At 54.3% G+C, this 16,296-nt stretch carries 15 protein-coding genes; 5 read left to right on the forward strand and 10 right to left on the reverse strand.

Translation table 11 applies throughout. From position 1 onward, the window contains the following. Window positions 1-58 precede the first annotated feature (58 nt). Both JVX91_RS14885 and JVX91_RS14890 read left to right on the forward strand, forming a co-directional pair. A complete protein-coding gene (locus JVX91_RS14885; protein WP_205334986.1) occupies window positions 59-3,328 on the forward strand; it encodes a DEAD/DEAH box helicase family protein in 3,270 nt (1,089 codons plus the stop codon). Window positions 3,329-3,436: 108 nt separating this feature from the next. Next, window positions 3,437-4,027, forward strand: coding sequence for a hypothetical protein (locus tag JVX91_RS14890; RefSeq protein ID WP_205334987.1), 591 nt, complete (start codon window positions 3,437-3,439; stop codon window positions 4,025-4,027). 464 nt (window positions 4,028-4,491) lie between these two features. Here JVX91_RS14890 and JVX91_RS14895 read toward each other — a convergent pair whose 3' ends face one another. Both JVX91_RS14895 and JVX91_RS14900 read right to left on the reverse strand, forming a co-directional pair. Further along, window positions 4,492-4,869: a hypothetical protein gene (locus JVX91_RS14895; protein ID WP_205334988.1), complete on the reverse strand. Its 378-nt coding sequence runs from the start codon at window positions 4,867-4,869 to the stop codon at window positions 4,492-4,494. 16 nt (window positions 4,870-4,885) lie between these two features. Then, a complete protein-coding gene (locus tag JVX91_RS14900) occupies window positions 4,886-5,563 on the reverse strand; it encodes a hypothetical protein (protein ID WP_205334989.1) in 678 nt (225 codons plus the stop codon). Between the two features lie 257 nt (window positions 5,564-5,820). Between JVX91_RS14900 and JVX91_RS14905 the strand changes: the two genes are divergently transcribed. Next, window positions 5,821-6,168, forward strand: coding sequence for a helix-turn-helix transcriptional regulator (locus JVX91_RS14905; protein WP_205334990.1), 348 nt, complete (start codon window positions 5,821-5,823; stop codon window positions 6,166-6,168). 25 nt (window positions 6,169-6,193) lie between these two features. Here JVX91_RS14905 and JVX91_RS14910 read toward each other — a convergent pair whose 3' ends face one another. The 6 genes from JVX91_RS14910 to JVX91_RS14935 form a co-directional block, all read right to left on the reverse strand. Beyond that, window positions 6,194-6,508 (reverse strand): hypothetical protein, encoded by a 315-nt coding sequence (locus JVX91_RS14910; RefSeq protein WP_205334991.1) that lies wholly within the window; start codon window positions 6,506-6,508, stop codon window positions 6,194-6,196. A 95-nt stretch (window positions 6,509-6,603) separates the two neighbouring features. Beyond that, window positions 6,604-6,774: a hypothetical protein gene (locus tag JVX91_RS14915; protein WP_205334992.1), complete on the reverse strand. Its 171-nt coding sequence runs from the start codon at window positions 6,772-6,774 to the stop codon at window positions 6,604-6,606. A 68-nt stretch (window positions 6,775-6,842) separates the two neighbouring features. Then, window positions 6,843-7,340: a DNA repair protein RadC gene (gene radC / locus JVX91_RS14920; RefSeq protein ID WP_205334993.1), complete on the reverse strand. Its 498-nt coding sequence runs from the start codon at window positions 7,338-7,340 to the stop codon at window positions 6,843-6,845. A gap of 48 nt (window positions 7,341-7,388) precedes the next feature. Continuing rightward, on the reverse strand, window positions 7,389-8,312 hold the full coding sequence (locus JVX91_RS14925; RefSeq protein ID WP_205334994.1) for a hydrolase or metal-binding protein: 924 nt from the start codon (window positions 8,310-8,312) through the stop codon (window positions 7,389-7,391). Window positions 8,313-8,388: 76 nt separating this feature from the next. Beyond that, a complete protein-coding gene (locus JVX91_RS14930) occupies window positions 8,389-9,390 on the reverse strand; it encodes a lambda-exonuclease family protein (RefSeq protein WP_205334995.1) in 1,002 nt (333 codons plus the stop codon). A 76-nt stretch (window positions 9,391-9,466) separates the two neighbouring features. Next, entirely contained in the window at window positions 9,467-10,435 is a 969-nt protein-coding gene (locus JVX91_RS14935; RefSeq protein ID WP_205334996.1) for a DUF932 domain-containing protein, read from the reverse strand. A 1,096-nt stretch (window positions 10,436-11,531) separates the two neighbouring features. Here JVX91_RS14935 and JVX91_RS14940 point away from each other — a divergent pair. Both JVX91_RS14940 and JVX91_RS14945 read left to right on the forward strand, forming a co-directional pair. Further along, on the forward strand, window positions 11,532-11,726 hold the full coding sequence (locus JVX91_RS14940) for an AlpA family phage regulatory protein (RefSeq protein ID WP_240201776.1): 195 nt from the start codon (window positions 11,532-11,534) through the stop codon (window positions 11,724-11,726). Window positions 11,727-12,168: 442 nt separating this feature from the next. Further along, window positions 12,169-13,170 (forward strand): inovirus-type Gp2 protein, encoded by a 1,002-nt coding sequence (locus JVX91_RS14945; protein WP_205334998.1) that lies wholly within the window; start codon window positions 12,169-12,171, stop codon window positions 13,168-13,170. A 28-nt stretch (window positions 13,171-13,198) separates the two neighbouring features. Here the strand turns inward: JVX91_RS14945 and JVX91_RS14950 are convergent, their stop codons facing one another. Together JVX91_RS14950 and JVX91_RS14955 are read right to left on the reverse strand one after the other, a co-directional pair. Further along, the gene (locus tag JVX91_RS14950; RefSeq protein ID WP_205334999.1) at window positions 13,199-14,023 is read right to left on the reverse strand and encodes a hypothetical protein; all 825 of its coding nucleotides are present in this window, start codon (window positions 14,021-14,023) and stop codon (window positions 13,199-13,201) included. Window positions 14,024-14,124: 101 nt separating this feature from the next. Continuing rightward, complete coding sequence (locus JVX91_RS14955) at window positions 14,125-15,468, reverse strand: site-specific integrase (RefSeq protein ID WP_205335000.1); 1,344 nt, start codon at window positions 15,466-15,468, stop codon at window positions 14,125-14,127. Window positions 15,469-16,296: the final 828 nt, after the last annotated feature.

Here is a 16,296-nt window from a genome sequence, read left to right on the forward strand (position 1 = left end):
GCTTCGATAGTTTCATCGACGCGTTGATAGGGACCTGACCAACCAAGGATGACGGCATATGTTCACGCTGCCCGCACTTGTTTTTGAAGAGCGATATTCGATTGGTGTTGTTCGGCATCAGATCCGTCCGGCGCTCCAGGTCTCGCTGGTCGTCGAAACTTCAGTCAACGTGTCGGCGAAAATCAAGCAGCCGTTAAGACGTTTCGATAACGAAGAGCGAGTGATTGTCACCTCCCGCAAGGATGTGCAGCTTCCTGACGGGGTGGATGGAGTGCTTCTCGAGAGTGATGGCAAGTTCAGTTGGGCTCGCCATCGGTTGTTGGACGAGTTCCAAAGCCGTCGAGCAACGGTGGGGCAGGCTGATCATTCGCGTGAGGTTGCTGCATGTTGGAGCGGCAAGTTGCGTTTTGTAGCCGAGCGGCGTGAGCCTGGCCAAACGGGTGCCGCAGAACATAGAGGATTACGTCCACCTCAATTAGGTGCTCTGCATGCGATTGGGGCTCACTGGAGCTTGGAGCGGGCTCCAGCGACCATCGTCATGCCTACAGGTACCGGCAAGACGGAAACGATGTTGGCAGCGTTGGCGGCCTATGCTCGCGAACCAATCCTAGTAGTTGTGCCCTGGGATGCCCTCAGAGAGCAGACCGCGAACAAGTTCATTACCTTCGGCTTGTTACGCGCCATCGGTGTGCTGCCCACGGATGTGCCAAACCCGATTGTCGGGATCATGAAAAAACGGCCAAAGACCCAAGCGGATCTGCTCATGTTCGAGCACTGTAACGTTGTGGTCGCAACCATTGGTTCAATAGGGGCTAGCTTGCCGACTGCAGTCCTTGAGGGGCTCGCCAGTCGGTGTAAGGCGCTCATCTTGGATGAAGCACACCACGTACCTGCTACGAGCTGGACTCACCTCAAAGACGCGTTCCGAGGCGTTCCTACTCTTCAGTTCACTGCCACGCCGTTTCGACGTGACACTCAGCTTGTAGATGGGAAGGTCATCTTCAATTACCCGTTGGGCGCCGCGCAGCGTGATGGTTACTTCAAGCTTATTCGCTTTGAGCCGGTGCAGGTTAGCCCGCTAGACGCTGATCGGGCCATTGCCGAGGCAGCGGTGAGGCAGCTCAGAAACGACCTGGATCAAGGGCTAGACCACCTTCTGATGGCGCGCTGTTCCAGCATCGCGCGAGCCACCATCGTTGCAGAGCTTTATCAAGCGATAGCCGGTGATTTAAGTCCTGTTCTGATCCATTCTGAATCCGATGAAGCACAAGTGCGGCTTGCTGCGCTGAAAAACCGGGAAGCGAAGATCGTCATCTGCGTAGGCATGCTCGGCGAGGGTTTTGATCTACCGCAGCTGAAGGTTGCTGCTGTACATGACATGCACCGAAGCCTGGCGATCCTGCTGCAATTTGTAGGGCGCTTTACACGTGTGGCTGGTGAGAGGATCGGTGATGCAACTGTGGTTGCCAATATTGGCGATAAGGCCGTTTCTGATGCCTTGGAGCGGTTGTACAGTGAAGATGCGGACTGGAACCTCATACTCTCAGAAATGAGCTCAGCAGCTGCTCGGGATCACGCGGAACTGGTGGCTTTCCTGCACGCTTCCAGGCGCCTCGACGATCATGATCAATCCGACTCGATAGTTCTATCACCGCACTTACTTAAACCCAAATTCAGTACCGCCGTTTACCGGGCCACAGCGTTCGTTGGAGAGCGCTTCCATTCCGGCCTCCCGGCCAACCTCAAGCTGCAGGCCGTATGGCAACACGAACAGAGCCCGACTGTGTATTTCGTCACTAGGACTGAGTCCCGTGTCCGGTGGACAAACACCAAGGGTGTCCTGGATTGCGAGTGGGCGCTATTCGTTCTGCACCATGACGTGGAGCGGGGCCTTCTGTACCTGTCCTCAACCAATCATGACTCGCTGTTCCCCGAGCTCGCCGAAGCCGTCGCTGGCGAAGCGGTATTGATCAAGGGTGAGCAGATGTTCCGCAGCCTAGGACATGTAAACCGACTGATGCTGCAAAACATCGGAGTCAAGAAGCATGGACGTCGCAATCTCAGCTTCGCCATGTACACGGGAGGAGATGTTGATGAAGCGTTGGGGCTGACTGAACGGCACAATTCGGTCAAAAACAATGTCAGTGGGACGGGCTGGGAAGAAGGCGCACGCGTATCAGTCGGGTGCTCAGTTAAGGGCCGAGTGTGGTCACGAGACCAGGGGTCCATTCCTACACTGCTGGCCTGGTGTCAGCGGGTCGGTACCAAGCTTCTGGATGACACGATAAACATCGAAAACATCATCGCGAACGTACTTCTGCCGTCTGAGATTGAAGAGTTCCCAGCAGACAAGATTGTCTTGGCGATCGAGTGGCCCGCCGAGCTTCTGGGAATATCGGAAGATCGGATTGCACTCAGCCCGACGGGCCAAGAAGAGGCGCAACCGCTGTACATGTTCGAACTATTGTTCGTTTCACTTACAGCTGGACTGCTTCAGTTTGCCTTGGTCGCTGGGGAGGATAATAGGGTTGGGGAGTTCGAGCTTCGACTCGACGCTCAATTGGGTTTCAAGGTGCAGCAGACTAGTGGTGATCCGCTGACCATCTCCATCGGTAAGCGCAGCTGTCGGCTTGATGAGTATTTCTGCGGTTATCCCCCATTGGTTCGTTTCATCGACCTCAGTGAGCTCGACGGCAACTTGCTCATACAGCCGAGGAATCCTCGCGAGCTGATCCTCGATGCTGCCCAGTTCGAGCCTTGGGATTGGACGGGGTTTGACCTAACCAAGGAGAGCTACTGGAAGGACGGTCAGGGCCGGGAAGACTCGATCCAGTGGAGGGTAGCTCAGGCTTACATGGACGGAAATTTTGATGTCGTCTTCGATGACGATTCGGCTGGCGAGGCAGCCGATCTCGTGTGTTTGAAGGAGGAGGGGGATGTTATTCGGCTGGCCATGATCCACTGCAAGTTTTCCGGTGCCGCGACAAAGGGGGAGCGCATCAAGGATGCTGTTGAGGTCTGCTCCCAAGCTGTGCGCTCCGCCAAGTGGAAGTGGAGGTTTGCAGATCTATGCCGTCACCTGCTTGGGCGAGAAGAGCGTTTGAAATCTTTTGCACGCCCCACTCGTTTTTTCCAGGGAAATGCGGCGCGGCTGAGCGAGTTGTTAAGGCAGAGTCGGTTCAAGTCCATTGCCGCGGAGGTGCTGATTGTTCAGCCAGGAATATCAGCCACTAGCCGTAGTGAAGACCAGGACATGGTCATCGCTGCGGCCATGGTCTACCTGAAAGAAACTATTGGATGTGATATGCAGATCATCTGTAGCCAATGACGGAGAAACTGCAGTGCTAGAGGGCGGCAGGTTTCGATTGGCTGGGACCTCTCCAGCTGGCAGTTGGCCAACATTGTTTCAATCGGTGGCACTTCACAAGGAAAGCGAATGAATATACAGCAGGCAGTAACGCACTCTCGAATCCAACGGGGCGTTGGCGGTGCGCTACTATTCGGCGGTGCAACTTTCTACTTTGTCAGCTTGCTTATGGTGATCTATCGCACCGCGCAAACTATGAGCGATTCGGCTCTGCTGTGGCGGCTTGGCGCGATGATCCAAAATTTTATTGCAGCAATCTATCAAGTAACCGCGCCCTACATCGGTTTTGTCTGGCATAACGTGCCAACCATCGATCAAACAGACCCATTTACCTACGGCAACCTTCTTTTCCTGGGACTTGTCGGTGCCATGATCGTAGGCAAACAGCTTGTCCTTGCCGGACGACGACTTCGTGGGCGCATTCAGCGTCAGATTGATCGCGTCGAAGATCTTCAGTGGCGCAGTTCGATGATGCAGAGTCGTGTAGCAGCCGACACAACAATCTCTGCCAACACTATTGGGCAGATCAACATCTTCCAACAACCTATGCCACCGAATCCTGAGGGGGAGTGGTGGACTCGTCCATGGGGGATCATCGGTCTATCTATTATTAGCGGGTACGTCGTGGCCGTATTGGCCAAGTTGACAGGAATGCTTTGATATCCGCCGTCTCTAAATTTATGTTCTGTCGGCAGCTCTTATACGACCTCACGTTAGCTCGTGTTATTGAGGGCGGATGGACTGCGTGGTGCGTTGATGGGCAGCGTTACTTCGGTTTAGTCATGGCAAAAAATAAATGAATAACTCATGGCTGAGAGCCCATCGCTGGGCCCCCAGCCGTGAGAAGGGTATTGGCTATTCTGGTTTGCACTGGAGGAGGAATTGAACAACGAATCCAAATTTATCCTCTGACGGAACCTGAGTGGTGTCGCTGAGCGCATCCAGCTCTGCAGGGGTGTACTTCTCTTCAAGTTTTTCGAAAGTGCATGCACAGACTGATTTCTCCGCCCCGCCATGCATGCATCCAGCAATGAACTGCCCTCTGGCCTTGGAGTTCTCGTCAGAGCATCCGGCTAGTGCGGCTAGGAGCAATAGGCTTACGGTTAGCTGCTTCATGGGGCGTGTCACCCAAGCACGATGGCACAGCCGATGAATACCCCGGCAAGCAGGCCAATCACTTGCGGCCCACAGATCCAGAACAGCTTCGCCCAGACTATGCTCGCTACCCCTCCTGACGTGTAGATGGCATCGGGGCTTGCGAATTTCCTGATGGCATCGCCAATCAGTGCGCCGATCCAGCCGAGCACGGAGCCCACCAAGAAGGCCACGAATTTGGCAAAGAAGCCTGCCCCCAGCACCAGGGGAGAGTCGTTGAAGGTGAGAGCAAGGATCGCAAAGATGACGGCGGCTACACCCCAACCGACGACGGCAGGGTTAACGGGAAGCTCCTGACTGTCATCGTCTTCAGGCAGGTCTTGGGGATTTTCATTTTCCATGGTCATTGCCGGATCTCCGTAATTAAAGATACCCATCAGGGTTGATACCGATCACCCCCTCGAAGAACTCAGTGGCATAACAGAACTCGTTATCACACCACTGGCTGTTCTTCTTCGGAATCAGCTTGACCAACTCCTGGCGAGTTACCTGTTGGCCCTTAAAGTCACAGGTGTCGGAGTTGGGCAGGCAGGTGACGTCGTAGGTGTTGCTGTCGGTATTCGATGACATCTTCTGAACCGGCTCGGTGAAGATGGCGTACGGCGGGTATTTATCAGCTTTCGGGCCGAAGCCACGCTTGTATGCCCACACTCCGGTCTTCGGATCGTGAACGAGGTAGTAGCCGTCGATCATGGTCCAACTGATGGTGTACGAAGGATCAAGCGCGGACATGTCGACTTCACCTACCGGCTCGCCGGTACGGTCGTTCGCACAGATGCTCTGCCGGCAGGTCACTGTGATCAGTGGGTTTACTTCCTTCACCTGCACCCGCTGACCGGATTGGTCAGTAACTTTCACCACCACTGACGCTGGTGCTTTGTAGTCAGCCAGGCAGCGACCGTAGTGCTCAGTGGACATCGAGCAGTCGATCTTCAGCGGCATGGATTCCGCCATGAAAGACGGGCGTTCGTAGAACATCATTTCTTCGGCTTGTACTGCGGTGGCCAGCAGCAGGGTTGCGGCAAGCATTATTCGTTTCACGTGGCATTCCTCGTGGGATAGAGATTGTTTGGGCTGGACCAATCAGGAGAGGCGTCTAGAGCCGATACCGATGTGGCGTGGTACCGGGATCAGAATGAAGTTGCATGCGGGAGGACTTCCTTATCGCGTAGATCCACCTGGCATCTGCTGTGCTCAGATGAGGGCTGTTTGCTTTATAGGTTGAATGCTCAACCTTATAAGTCCTTCATGTCAATGGGTTGATTGCCCAACCATCTGAGTTGAGATGGGAGGGCGTCGTGACAGAGACTGATCAAAACAACCTGGCTGGATTGGTGGGGCAAGCGATTGCCAAACAGCGGATTCGCAAGGGATTGACTCAGGAGCAAGTGGCTGAGCAATTGCGCATTGGCAACGAGGCGGTGTCACGTATTGAGCGTGGCAAGGTAGTCCCTAATATCGCCCGATTGCTCGAGTTCGCAGCGGTGTTCGAATGTGGCGTGGCGGAGTTGTTGACGGAGGCCAGCCCGCACCCGGATGACCAGATGATGCGGCTCCATGACCTTCTGTCCACACTCAGTCCTCATGATCGCCAGCTCGTGATGGATGTGGTCGAACGTCTGGTAGAACACCTCGGTCCTCACTGAAGTGCCTTCTCGCGAGGGTGGTAGTTCACCCTTGTTCCGCTTCATTGAAGATCGCGCCGCACCGCAAGCAATGACAGTCGAAGCTCCCGAACTGGTATCGAGTGACATCCGCGGCTACCGGCAAGGCTGAGTGATAGCTGGGAACAACTGAAGCCAGTCCTGCCAGCAGCAGGTTGTAGCACTGCTCGATTGCAGAGCACGTACGGCCCTGTGCGTCCTTACGTGCTTGGTGGACGGCTTGCAGCCAGCCTCCGGCAATACCCACCAGCAGGACGATGCCTACCGCCGCATCTTTGGTCAGGATGGCGCCTGATTCGCATATCAAACAGTGTCTATTCATCGTGAAGACTCCGGCGTAAATGGAGAGCGTAGCGGGGTGGGTGGTCGTGCAAGGCGGCTGAAGGCTGGGCGGTGGAGGGCGCTTTGAAAGACTGCTCAATGGCCGTTGTGATCAGGTAAGAGGCTGAACAGCCAGAGTGCGGCGAGCAGAGCTAGCAGCAGGGGTGGGAAGCGCCACATCAGGATCAGCAGCAAGACTGCTGCGATGCAGCCGGCAAGAACCCCTGTGAAGGCAAACGCAGATACAAGAAGACGTAGGGCGGCCATTAGTTTTCTCCGTAGTGATGGATGAAGTGGATTGACTGCCAGGCCGGGCGTCGATCTGGAAGCCGGTGCTAGAGAGCGCCCAGTTCTGCTAGGGACACGCAGCCCTCGTTGCCCACGATGATGTGATCCAGCGTCCGGGTACCCACCAGGTTGAGTGCTGCCTGTAGCGTGGTGGTCAGGCGGCGGTCAGCCTGACTGGGCTCAGGATCTCCAGAGGGGTGGTTGTGTACGAGGATTACCGCTGCAGCGTTGTGGTCCAGGGCGGTCTTGACCACTTCACGGGGGTACACGCTGGCGCCGTCGAGAGTCCCGCGAAACAGCTCGCGAAATGCGATGACCCGATGTTTGCTGTCGAGCAACAGCAGGGCGAATACCTCGTGCTCGTGGTGCTGCAGCAGTGTTTGCAGGTGCTCGAAGACTTGCCTCGGGTCGGTAAGAGCCCGGCCCTTGGTCAGTCGGTTGTTGGCCAATTGCTGAGCCATCAGCAGGATGTCGTTTTCACTGACGGGTGAGTCGACGACATAGGTGCCAGCGGTTTCACCGGCCTTGAGTTTGTGGAGTTTCATGGGGGGCTCCTAGGCGAGGTGGAAGGCAGCGCCTGCCTGAATGGGTGGCTACTGGGGTGCTGTGTTGTCTTCAAATTGCTTAAGCGCCTGGGCCTCGAGCTTGTCAGCCAGACTGCTGCGCACGGCTTGGGGGAGGCCGCTGCTGGGTTCCTGGGGACTAGAGGGTTCGGCCGTCACTGGATAAAACTCTTCGATCACAGCGCCGCCATCTTCCTCGCTGTCCTCGAAGGCTCCGTTGCCCAAACCCTGGCTGGCAGTAGCGTCCAATGCCGCTTGGTCAAAGCCTGCAGCCAACCTGGTTGCATCCAGTTGTTTGGCGCTGAGCAGGGCTTCCTCCATGCCCATGCCACTGCGCAGCGTGAGATCGACGTAGAAGATCGGCGTGCCATGGCTCTGCCGAGTTGACTTGCCGCGCAGCCGTAGCTCCAGCGGCAGGCATGCAAGGCGGTTGCCCGAGATGGCTTGAAAGTAATGCAGGCGTGCAGTCAAGGTGCGGATGCTGTTGAAGCCCGTGGTGCGGAATACGAAGCTGCCGAGCGGATCCTCGTCGCCAATGACCACGTTTAGCCGACCGTAGGGTTTGCAGGCGCCGCCCTTAGCCAAGGGGCAGGTGTCGGGTGAGGGGCAGGGCAGTGACTGCATGCCATCCTGGGTGACGCGTTTACAGGTCTCGCCATTACCGATGCACAGCGGCCGCCCAGTCTGCCGGTCGAACAGGGTGTAGTCAGCGCGGAAATTGAGCTCCGGCTCGTTGAACATCAAACGAATCGGAATGCTGCGCAGCTTGTCCTCCTTGCCCTGACGCAGTTCTTCATTGAGTGGGTGCAGCAACCAACCGTCTCGGCTTTGTATCTGGCTGGTGAGCGTGAACTGGTCATCTTTCTCCGGCAGGCGCTTGCCGTTCTTCTCGATGACCTTGCCGATGGAAATGCGCCCGAGGACTGGGGGCGTCAGAGCCAAACCTTTCAACATGGTGGTTCTCCTGGAAACGAAAAAAGGCCACTGGGCGTGAGCCCAGGTGGCCAAGAGGGGATGGGGAGGAAGAGGGTTAGTTGATGAGGAAGCGGCGACTGCCTTCCTTGATTTTGGTGTAGCGAGCCTGCAGATAGGGCTTGTCCTTCAGCATGCGCTCGACATCGAGCACGGTGCTGTCCTTGGATTTCTTCCAACTGATGTAACCGTTGGAGAACTCCGCCCGCATCGCATCACCCATTGCCTGCTGCAACATCTGCTTGAGCTGGGCCTCACGCTTTTCCTTGTCGCTGATGGATTGGCGCACGGCCTTGAGTTCCAGGTAGGCGGCTGCCAGTCCGGCATTGCCACTGAAGTCCACTGCCTGGCCGTTGTCCTCGGGGTAGAGGCAACGCAAGGCGAGCTCGGCCGACGCGCTGCCGTCGGCAGACGGGGGCGTGTCGGTTTCCACGTACAGCCAGAACCGCCGCTCCAGTTCAATCAGGCGAGCGATCATCTGCTCGTCCCGTTCGATGCGATGGATTTCCAGCGTTTGACCACCGATCAATATGGCGACATCGGCGGCCTGCTTGCCGGTTACTGCAAGCTGATGCATCACCTGCAATTGCACATACTCGGGTACGCCTTCTTTCCAGAGGCGTGCCCCGTTTATGCCGGCGGTCTTGCATTCGAGAATTTGCACGTCGTCAGCACCGATTACCTCACGGTCGATGTTGGCAAGCATCCAGGGCAGCTCGGGATCAGGATGCTGTAGCACGGCGTTGATGCGCCGAACCTTGTTCTTCGTGCGCTTGCTATAGTGCCAGGCGACGATGGGCTCTAGGACATTGCCCCAGTACATCGGGCTTTCCTCATCCTGGGGATCGGCCTTGGGCATGCCAGCATCGCGACCGGTCTTTTCCAGCCACAGCTCCAGTTGTGATTTGTAGGGATTGAGGCCGACCGCGGCGGCGGCATCCGAGCTACCGATGCCTTGCTTGCGCACGGAGAGCCAGTCTTCTCGGGGGAGCTCCTTGGTACTGATCAGGCGCAGCGCCGGGCGTACCTTGCCCTTGTTGCTCAACGGGGTCGCTTTCATCGGATCACCTTGCGGACATAAAAACGCCCGATCAGCGCAAGGCCGACCGGGCGTCGTGGGTGGAGGAGAAGAGTGGTCAGGCGACCATTTGCAGAGCAGCGTCCAGCGCGCGTTGTTTTATCTGCGCCCCTTGGCCGAACCAGGCCGAGTCCATGCGGTACTCGTTGCTACGTGCTCGGCGCTCGTGGTCGACGAACTCGGTCACCGAGTTAAGTAGACCCCAAGCAGTACCGTTGGCTGACTCCAGCGTGCTGCCGCGTCCACGTCCTTCGTACAGGCTTTGCACCTTACGCAGGGCGCGCTCGTTGGGCAGTACTTCCGGCAGGACACCAGTCGGTGAGGTTTCACACAGCACATTCATAAAGAAACCCAGCGCCTCATGCCACTGAACCTTGCGTTCAGCCAATGCACGCATGCGGTACATGAAGTCGTCCCATTGCGAGACGGCGATGCCGAGTTTTTTCTTCACCACCTTGGGATCGAAGCGGGTGTTGTGCGGCACTTTGATTGCGCGGGACGTACCGTCCAGGGCAACGGTCAGGGTGTTGTTGCAGACGACGCGTACGGTGGTGGGCGTGGCTGTGGTGGCCAGTGTTCCATCACATGACGTGGCCAGCAGCAGATAGCCGTTAACCTGGTCGTTGCCCTTAAGTGCAGAACCTTGGCCAGTACGTGCCAGTGCCCAGAACTTGCGTCCGCCCTTGAGCACGCCGGCCGTTTCCAACTCGTAGCCGGAGACCTCGGTGAGATCGCGGTAGAACTCCAGCACCTCACGCGGTTGCACCGTGTGGTAGCGGTTGGAAACCACCGACAGTGGCGCCTTGGTGTCCGAGCGAAAGAGCACCTTCTGTTCCGGGAATGAATGGATGGTACCCAGGTGGCCGACGGCATCCGACTTGAAATGCACTGGGCTTTCCTGGATCTGCCAGTTCATTCCTGCTTCACGTTGCCAGACTTCCAGCGGTTGCTTCTGAGTGAGGCGGTTGCCGAGGCCGTGCCACGGCGTTGCACCGACATATGCCATTTGTTCGATTTGATGAGCCATAAGAGAGATTCCTTGGGGGCATAAAAACGCCGCGCACAGTGAAGACGATCTGTTGCGGTTTAGGAGAGGTGAGCGGGAGATGGTTAGTAGCGAACGCTGATGCGATAGCCGCAGTTCAGCCAGAAGCTGTCAGCTAGGGTGTGATTTATGGGTGGCTGACGGACGGCTGAGCACTGGTCAATACAGCTGGGTAGGCAACCGAGCAGTGCGCCGGCCAGCGTGCGCAGTCCGGCTCCTAAAGGCATTGCTAGTAGGCCCGTCGTCAGCATCACCGTACTCCCGAGCGGAGTTGGTAGAAGGCCGCGAAAAGCGATACCGATAGGGATGATGGTGCAGGCGATCTTTATGGCTGTTGCGAATTGGGAGTTCTTCGAGGGAGGGTATCTGAAGCACTGCAATGACATGGCTGGGGCTCCATGGTGTGGGTTCAGTGCAGTGATATAGATGTGGAAAAAAGTGGAATCGGCAGTGGCTGGGGTAAGGGGGCGGCTCTGAGGGGAGAAAGTTAGTTCCCCCATGCAAAAAGTTGGTTCCTACGGTGGAAAAGTTAGTTCTCAGCGCCTCCAAGTCGTCTACAGGGGCGCTATTGAGGACGTTCAGCCGCAACACCAGCGATACATGCGACTCGGCCGATGTGCTGCTCGACAGCCCGCAGCATCATGTCGCTAACATCGTCGCGGTAGTGGCCTCGTGGTCGCCGCAGTCCACACAAAGGTTGCACGTATTTTCTGCTATCCCACACTTGCGCTGCACGTGGATGTTTGCCCTGTCTAGCCGCGTAGACCCTGTCCATACACGCCATTGAGGGGGCTGCTGCTCGTGCTGCCGACGCTAATCAGAGCCACCGTTGGAGGTGCGCGAGCCGAATAGTAGTCAACTTTCAAGGCGAAAGGTGTCGAGGGGGAGGCAATCGCTGCGGATAGCTGCCGAGGCGGCACTGTGGTCAGCGGGGGCAATGGATACAAGAAAAAAATTCTACACGTCGTATCGGAATTGTTGGGCGGACGGGCTGGATATACCTTTTTCACATCGTTTGGGCATAGAAGGGAAACATGCGATGGCAGTAGGTACCAATAGCTCGTCATGCATTTTGAGGATGCAGGATGTGACCGCAAAGTTGGGCATCAGTCGGTCTGCTGTATATGACTGGATGGATATCAAGTCGCCACGTTATGACAGCACTTTTCCAAGACCTATTAGGCTTGGGAGGGCCTCGATTGGGTGGATTTCCGCAGATATAGACGACTTTATAACCCAGCGTATTGCGGTGCGAGACAGGCATGGCCAATAGAGCCTTTTATCTCGGTTAAGCACTAACTCCGTATATAAAATAACTGTTTTTCAATTGTTCCTGATCCGTGTCGTGCGGGTTGCGGGGAGTATTTATCGAATTTTGTTTTTGGTTTGTATGTTATTAATGTGTATCAATTAAATAGTGAGGCTGCATTGGGTGTTGTGTTGGATTTGAATTAATTAAGTTGTATCGGTGTGCTTGATTGTGAGGTGTGAGTGTGTGGGCGGTGGGCGATATAGGTCGTGCTGTATTGAGATGTAAGCTATGGCTCGATTGGTTTCGAGGCAATTAAGTTAATTTGATGGTGGTTTAGATGTTTGCGTTGTGTGGGTTTAATTGGCTAGATAGCCAATTATTTCTTAATAATCAAAGCGCCGGTCTAGCTTGAGCGTTCTAGTGGAGTGTGGTGATGGATTGTTGTGGGCGTGATGAGAGCTATATGGCCTTGTTGAGTAAAGGGGCCATGGCAAGAGGGGTGAATGGGTTGTTTAAGGCAGGTGGTGTGGATGTGGGGACAATTCTTTTCTTTAAGAAGTTTTCTGAGATGGCTAAGGGTATTGTCTGTAGCTCAGGCACGGCGTTTAGGATGAGTTGCGGTAAGATTGTGCCAGAGGCTACTGGTGAACGGTTTATCAAGTTGATCAAATATGGCTATAGAAAAATTGATAAGGTCTATGCTCTGGAGCCGTATTCGAAGTTGATCATTGAAGAGATGGATTGGCCAACCGTAGCCATGTTCCTAGGTCATGTGAGGCGCGGTGGCGAAAGTTTACAGGTGCTTGAGGCTCTCAATGTCCTGATTGATAAAATTCGAGAGGAAGGACGTTCCCCAGCGTTTAAGAAACAACTGAATAGCTTTCATCGCTCTGCTAATAAAAATTATCAAGGGCTCCTAAACTATGAGAAGGCTTTGTTCGAGTGCTCGTCTAGGATTCTTGTCTTGCGTATAGATTTTTCCTACCGGAAAGAGCATTGTAAGGTTGATCAGGAGATTGCTCTGCAGCACCGTAAACAGCTGTTTGATAATGCGAGATCTAATAAGCTGTTTGCACATATGCTTGGCTATGTGACTAAGCTTGAGTATGGGGTGGAGAAGGGGTTTCACTTTCATTGTATGTTCTTTTTTGATGGAGGCAAGGTCCGGGAGGACATTACTTTTGCAAAGCGAATAGGTGAATACTGGGGGGCGGTTATTACAGAGGGGATGGGTAGCTACTACAACTGCAATTATGCCAAGGAGGCATATAGATGTTGTGGTATCGGGATGGTTAGCCATTCTGATAGAGAGAAGCGAGATGCTTTGAGACGTGCGATGGTCTACCTGACCAAGACTGATCTGTACATGAAGTTGAAAGCCAAAGGGCGTGCGCTCACTAGAGGGGTAATGCCAAGGTCTCCCAGCGGGCGTGGACGGCCTAGGGCAGTCACCATATCTTTGTAAGTAAAGCCTGGGGCTAAGATTGCTCCTGTCAGCTCCTTCTGGGAAGGCGCACAGTGTCCTTTAAAGCTGATTTAATATCCTCAGACTCATGAATCCAGGTTTTGTGTAAAAGATCCTCTATGCTGTAATCTAGGACTCGAGGTATTTCATTTTTTAATATAAAATCTCCAATTAATGTTGATGGTTGTTTGTTCTTGCTCTCACTTATTTCAGATTTAAGAATAGTTATGGCTGAGATTGCCGCTTTTGTAGAGGGCCAGCCTCCATGAGGCATGTGGATTCTTAATAGGTCGGCTATGTATTGTTTTAGTGGCTCGTATTTTTTGTTTATTTGCTTGGCATTGTCGCTATTTTGATTTGAGACTTTCTCAGTAGCTAAGGCATCCAGGTCGATTTTTGAGTTTTCAACTGTTTTTCCACAGTAATAATTAGCCTCGCAGGTGTGTGCCCAGGCTAAATCTAGCTTGCTTTCTCTTTGCGCCTTACGAGCTATCTCTGTGTGTAGCGTTGCGATCTTGATAAGTAGGGTGAAGTTTAGTCTTGCGATTTTGTTGCGGATGTTTTCTCTGTTGGCGCAATCAATTTCTTTGACATTTAGTAGCGCTTCTTGGGTTTCTATTTCTTTCTCCCAGCCGACTAGAAGGTTTACGAGCTCTTCATCATCCCCCAGCTTGGCCTGGATGCTGGCTTTCAGTTCGCTGTAGGTGTCTGTGGTAAGGCTACTCGAATAGAAATCTTCCAATATGAAGCTCATATTGCCTAGCTTTTGATCAAGTGTCGTGCTGGCAACTTCTTTCACTCTGTCAAGCACAATTCTTTCGCGTGGGTATTGAGCGGTAAATTGTCGATCCATTCAGAGTTTCTCTAGGGTTGGTGGGATTAATTGGCAGCAGCAAGGGCTGCGATTAATGTGGTGGCAACTAAATCTTAGAAATGTTCCCCGTTAATCAATGCTCAGATATGAGTTAATAACTCAAGATGGCTTCCAAGCTTATACCAAGCATCCGCCATTTCCTTTGTGTAGCTGTGGCGCTGGTAAGTGCGTTTGACTTTGTTCTCTTCAGTGTGGTTAAGGCAGCGCTCTGCGACCTCTGGTAACACGCCTAAGGCAGTCATTAAAGTCGCGCCCGTTCGTCTAAGGTCGTGAGGGGTCCATTTACCACTCTTCAAAAGCAAGGCTTGAGCATTGGCGCTGCGGTTGCTCATAACACCTTGTGCTGGCTGACGTTGTCTGTCTCCAAGCTGCTTAGTAACGGTCTTCGAGCAGACGGGGCCTGTACGTTTCGTGTTGGGGTAGCACCATTCACTTCCCGCACTGAGAACTTCGACTCTCTTGAATTGCTGAATGGCGAATTTGGAGAGCGTTACGCTGTGAGCCTTGCCATTTTTGCTGTCTTCTGCAGGAATGAGCCAGTTACCCGTCATCAGGTCAATGTTCTCCCAGCGCGCGTTCATCAGCTCGCCGATGCGACAGCAGGTGGAGAGTGCTATCCAGATCGCGGCTTGAGTCGGGGGGAGCAAGCCGGCTTCCGGAGCAAGTTTCGCCAATGTGCGAATTTCTTCCTCGCTCAGCACTCTGTCGCGCTCAACTTCCTTGCCGCCGATCTTGGCCTTGCGAATGCTCGATGTTGGATCGTGATCGATCAAGTCTCGGTCAACTGCAAAACGGAACATTTGCCGCATTAGGCTAAAGATCATTTTGGCCATGCGATTGACGCCGCGTGCGAGTAGGGTATCTGTCACTTCGGTGATGTGGCCTTTCTTTACGTCATCAACAGGCATCGTGCCAAGGAACGGCAGTGCATCCTTTTGAAACATGCGGCGTACTTCCGCGCCACCATCTTTTCGATTAATCAGATCAACCCTAGCCCAGTGGTCAAACAGATCTTGGACGGTTTTTCTGGCGGCTTGTCGAGCTTGTGCTTCCTCAATAGCAGCTCTTTCTGCAGCGATTCGAGCAATTTCGGCGTCGCGTGCTGCCACACGAGCGGCTTCCTCAGCCTCAAGGTGTTCCTTTACGTCTCTGACACCTGACTTATGAAGCCCTGCGAGCTCTTTGGCCCGCTGACCTGCTTCGGCGAGCGTCATGGTGCCTTCGTTGCCATCGCGACTATATGTGCCGATGGGCAAGGTGATGCGCTCACTGCCGCTGTTGGTGTAGCGGAAATAGAACAGGCGCTCACCGCTTGGGGTGATACGAGCCACCAAGCTGCCGTGACCCCAGATGGCGACTTCGCTCAGCCACTTGTCGCTCGTACCAGGTTTGGCAGTCATCTGGCGGTCTGTAATCTTGGCCATGTGATCAATTTCCCCGTTGCCAATTGGTTGCCAATTGAGATTCTCTGGTTGCCAATTCGTTGCCAATTCGTTGCCAATTGATATCGGCTTTATTCGAGCCGCTTCGGGCTATTTTGGACGATGAAGCTGCTGTTGGCCAGTAATATCAAAGGGTTAAGGGGTTTGTTTAGGATCGGGCTGGATTCGCTTGCACAGGTTATTACCTGTATGGGGTGCAAGGGGTAGAGTGTTCGAATCACTCCGTCCCAACCAAATTTGAAAAGGCCGGTTCAGCAATGAATCGGCCTTTTTGCATTTCTCTCCCCGCAAAGATTCCCTATATTGACCGCCAGCTCGGAGTGTCCCTCGGTGCCCAATCATCCTGCTCTGTCAGGAAGTTTGGCAGGTCCCTCCGCGCTATACCGATTTCCCCTTGCCACTTGATGACGCCGATGCGTTGATCGATCCAGGTCATGTAAGCGCAGTGAGGGTTTGTGTCGGGGATGTGTTGAGTATCGTGCAGAGTAGGGAGGACTTCGTCCCCGAGCCATTTGGCGATGTGGCGGTGTTCTGGTTGCCAGAAGCGGTGGAGGGCTTTGTAGGCGCCGGATTCGCTGATGACTTCCACTTCTTCGCGGAAGCTGCTGAGGTATTCCAGGATGACGGCGCATTTCCGCTCCGGGTCCATGCGTTTTGGCAGGAGGTAGGGGAGTGGGCGTTAATCAGGACGGAGAAGTCGTGGGCGACAAACCATGGTTGGCGGTCGATCAGGATGGCGTGCAGTTGGTGGGTGTGGTGCTGGAAAACGACAGGCCTGTAAGTGTCCTTGCATGGTGAAGCTCCATCTAC

This window comes from Pseudomonas sp. PDNC002 (assembly GCF_016919445.1).
In the GTDB taxonomy this organism is placed as follows: Bacteria; Pseudomonadota; Gammaproteobacteria; order Pseudomonadales; family Pseudomonadaceae; genus Pseudomonas.

What these genes read in the sequence shown, in the direction of transcription:
- JVX91_RS14885 (WP_205334986.1), top strand. Translation starts at nt 59, where the DNA reads ATGTTCACGCTGCCCGCACTTGTTTTTGAAGAGCGATATTCGATTGGT.
- JVX91_RS14890 (WP_205334987.1), top strand. Translation starts at nt 3,437, where the DNA reads ATGAATATACAGCAGGCAGTAACGCACTCTCGAATCCAACGGGGCGTT.
- JVX91_RS14895 (WP_205334988.1), bottom strand. Translation starts at nt 4,869, where the DNA reads ATGACCATGGAAAATGAAAATCCCCAAGACCTGCCTGAAGACGATGAC.
- JVX91_RS14910 (WP_205334991.1), bottom strand. Translation starts at nt 6,508, where the DNA reads ATGAATAGACACTGTTTGATATGCGAATCAGGCGCCATCCTGACCAAA.
- JVX91_RS14915 (WP_205334992.1), bottom strand. Translation starts at nt 6,774, where the DNA reads ATGGCCGCCCTACGTCTTCTTGTATCTGCGTTTGCCTTCACAGGGGTT.
- radC (WP_205334993.1), bottom strand. Translation starts at nt 7,340, where the DNA reads ATGAAACTCCACAAACTCAAGGCCGGTGAAACCGCTGGCACCTATGTC.
- JVX91_RS14925 (WP_205334994.1), bottom strand. Translation starts at nt 8,312, where the DNA reads ATGTTGAAAGGTTTGGCTCTGACGCCCCCAGTCCTCGGGCGCATTTCC.
- JVX91_RS14930 (WP_205334995.1), bottom strand. Translation starts at nt 9,390, where the DNA reads ATGAAAGCGACCCCGTTGAGCAACAAGGGCAAGGTACGCCCGGCGCTG.
- JVX91_RS14935 (WP_205334996.1), bottom strand. Translation starts at nt 10,435, where the DNA reads ATGGCTCATCAAATCGAACAAATGGCATATGTCGGTGCAACGCCGTGG.
- JVX91_RS14940 (WP_240201776.1), top strand. Translation starts at nt 11,532, where the DNA reads ATGCAGGATGTGACCGCAAAGTTGGGCATCAGTCGGTCTGCTGTATAT.
- JVX91_RS14945 (WP_205334998.1), top strand. Translation starts at nt 12,169, where the DNA reads ATGGCCTTGTTGAGTAAAGGGGCCATGGCAAGAGGGGTGAATGGGTTG.
- JVX91_RS14950 (WP_205334999.1), bottom strand. Translation starts at nt 14,023, where the DNA reads ATGGATCGACAATTTACCGCTCAATACCCACGCGAAAGAATTGTGCTT.
- JVX91_RS14955 (WP_205335000.1), bottom strand. Translation starts at nt 15,468, where the DNA reads ATGGCCAAGATTACAGACCGCCAGATGACTGCCAAACCTGGTACGAGC.